Below are 2,803 nucleotides of genomic sequence, written 5' to 3'. Positions count from 1 at the left end.
TAAAAACCTAACACCAGCCAAAGGCGATCAAGTGGCCTGAAAAGAAATTCAGATTTTTCCTACAAGTTGTCTGGAGCTTATGTTGTCGAGTTAATTGATATATTTCTGTGCAGCGAAACTCTTACCTACGGCACAGTTTCTGGTCGTCTGATTGAAAATAATTTACCTAGGAAAAGCCATAGAACCGCAGCTGCCTGATAGTCCGCTGGACCGATCAAAAAAGGCTACTTTCCAGTGCACTGAACCTTGTCAATCGTGACACGATTGATCGGGTTTTTCCCTGACCTGTCTATACGGTGAAGCAATGGTTCTCGAATCACCTGTGCGGCTTGCCTGGCAAGCCGACCTTGATGCGCTTTTTGATCTTGATGTCATCGCGCAGCGCGAAGAAAGCCGACGGGAGTTCATTGCCCGTGCGGTAGCTTGCGGCCAGTGCTGGGTGGCAACGGATGCTGACGATACTGAGCTGCTGTTGGGCTACGGCGTACTGGACCACTCATTTTTCGGGCAGGAATTCATCCCGCTGGTTGTGGTACTGGGTTCGGCACGTCGCCGTGGCGTAGGGGCAGCCATCGTTCGTGAACTGGAATCCCGGTCGCTCGGCGCCAAGCTGTTCACCTCGACCAACGCGTCGAACCTGCCAATGCAGGCGCTGCTCGGCAAACTCGGTTTCATCGGCAGTGGCCAGGTTGAAAACCTGGATGAGGGCGACCCTGAGCTTGTTTTTGTGAAGTTCAGGTGCTGATTGCGGCAATTGTGGGAAACCAGAACTGACAGGGGCGAAAACGCAAAATTGAACGACTCAGTATTTGATCGGTACTTGAAGGTATGGGCGCTGACCATCGACGGTGATCCCTTCGCATCGCTCAATGGCCAATTGTTACCTGTTCGCCATGGCGATATACCGGCCATGCTGAAAGTCTCCCATAGCCCGGAAGAGCAAGTCGGGATCATCTGCGAGGCTGCCCATATCGATCGGCAAAGACTGATGCAATGGGCGTTGGCGTGGGCAGGGTTGTCGGCAACCTGGATGATGGAAGACGGTGTTGATCCGGTTGGTCGGTTCGAGCTGGCGAAACTCGCGGCATTGTTGCTTGATGGCAGTGCTTGACCCGGGCTGCAAAGCAGCCCCGGTGAAGCCTGTATAAACATTATCTGGCAGGCACCAGAGCCTGTCCGCTACATCAATAGGTCATGCACCTACGCAAAGGTCGTCTCGCCTGCTCGTTGCAGCCTCCTGCGGGTACTGCCGGAAGGCCGTGGCAATGGCGCTGATCAGTTGCGCGTCGCTGATCGGGTCCAGCCCTGGGAAACGCTTGCCGTGGTGGCTGCCAGCATGGGTCAGCACGGCCTCGACACTGCCATCGTTGTCCGCATACACCTGCCTGATCGCCTGAGCCTCCAGGTTTCTTGCATCTTTGCAGCGTAGTGCATGATGAATGGCCAGCGCCGCACCCAGGGTCAGTGCCGGGGTTTCAATGGCGTGCTTGCGTGCTAGGTCGATGCTGCTGAAGATGCGTTCGTTGCGTTGAAGCTTGCGCAACGGGTCGCGCCCCACCCGGGCACAAGGGTCTTTGAACGAGGTTGTACAGCGCTCCAGGAAAGTGTTGGCAAAACGGTCCACCACCTGCGCCATCTGCGGGTATTGCGCCACCAGTGCGGGCCCGACTTCCTGGCGGATCAGGCGTTCGGCCAGTTCGCTGACGCGTGCATCACCCATACCCTGGCCTACCGAGTCGTGGCCCAGCAGGCTTGCATACCAGGCAACGATGGCATGCGGGCCGTTCCACAGACGGTTCTTGATGACCTGGATCTGGGTGATGTCAGGCACTGTCGTCACCTGGCGCAGGCGTTCGAGCAGCTCGCTCCCGTGCTCTACATACAGCGGCATGTCGGGTTCGCTGTTGAACAGGATCAGATGCAGCTGGTTCATCGCACTGCTGGGCTGGGCAAAGGGCCTGAAATGGCCAATCAGCCGTTCGTATTCAGGCAGGGCCGCAGCGGGCTTGCGGGTGACGGCAGGTTCGTCTTCCAGGCTGTTCCTGAACATCTGCGACTTGATGCGCAGTTGTCGCACCAACGCGTCGTTGCCCAGTTTGGAGACAATGCGGCTGACCACAGTTTCGGCAAAATGGGTCTTCTGCAAGACCTGCTCGCTGATTGCCGGAGGGCACAGCAACGCCAGTTCAGCTTCAACGTGCCGGCGCACAAAGGCGCCGCCGCCTACCTTGTTCAGCACGATCATCAGGGTCAGTTCGCGGCCACGGCGTTCAAAGCGTTGCAGCAGGCCCTGGGCAATCACCCTGGCCTGGCTGCGGATGGCCTGTTCGGGCAGGCTCAGGCCGATGATTTCGGCAGCGTTGTACATGTCGATCACGGCAGCATCATCGTCCATGTCGATCATGCGCACGTTGTCGATGGTCTGGTCGAACGAAGTCGCACCGTAGCGCACGCTGTAGCGGCCAAATGCGCTGACGCTCTCGCGCAGCATGCGCGAGCGGCTGGCGGCGATGATTTCGCAAGGCCGGGTATAGCCGTCCCAATGGGAGAATACTTGCGTCAGGTAACCGCCGCCGATGGCTCCGAAGCCATGAATGCCCACGCGGAACTGGTTCAACGAAGCCGGGAAGGGTTCGCTCAGCGCTGGCATGCCCAGGTCGGGTACGCACTCGCTCAAGTCGGCCAGGAACTCCTGCATGCTGCGGTAGGCTTTGAGTGCGCCGGCCTTGATTTCTGGCGCGGGCGGCTTGATGTCCTCGATGAGGATGGCCTGGCCTTCTGCGCGGATGGCCGAAAGCATGCC

Annotated in this window: 3 protein-coding genes; 2 read left to right on the top strand and 1 reads right to left on the bottom strand. The window is 58.3% G+C overall.

All coding sequences use genetic code 11. The features are described from left to right. Positions 1–322 precede the first annotated feature (322 nt). Positions 323–745 (top strand): N-acetyltransferase family protein, encoded by a 423-nt coding sequence (locus HP546_RS28720; RefSeq protein ID WP_372242471.1) that lies wholly within the window; start codon positions 323–325, stop codon positions 743–745. 48 nt (positions 746–793) lie between these two features. Beyond that, positions 794–1,111 (top strand): aminoglycoside phosphotransferase family protein, encoded by a 318-nt coding sequence (locus tag HP546_RS28715; protein ID WP_172232796.1) that lies wholly within the window; start codon positions 794–796, stop codon positions 1,109–1,111. Positions 1,112–1,192: 81 nt separating this feature from the next. On the opposite strand, the gene HP546_RS28710 is transcribed toward HP546_RS28715, so the two are convergent. Further along, a partial coding sequence (locus HP546_RS28710; RefSeq protein WP_172232793.1) for an HAD family hydrolase occupies positions 1,193–2,803 on the bottom strand: 1,611 nt, incomplete at its 5' end.

The sequence above is a fragment of the Pseudomonas sp. CM25 genome, assembly GCF_013179705.1.
Classification (GTDB): domain Bacteria; phylum Pseudomonadota; class Gammaproteobacteria; order Pseudomonadales; family Pseudomonadaceae; genus Aquipseudomonas.
This window is presented reverse-complemented; position numbering and strand designations above follow the sequence as displayed.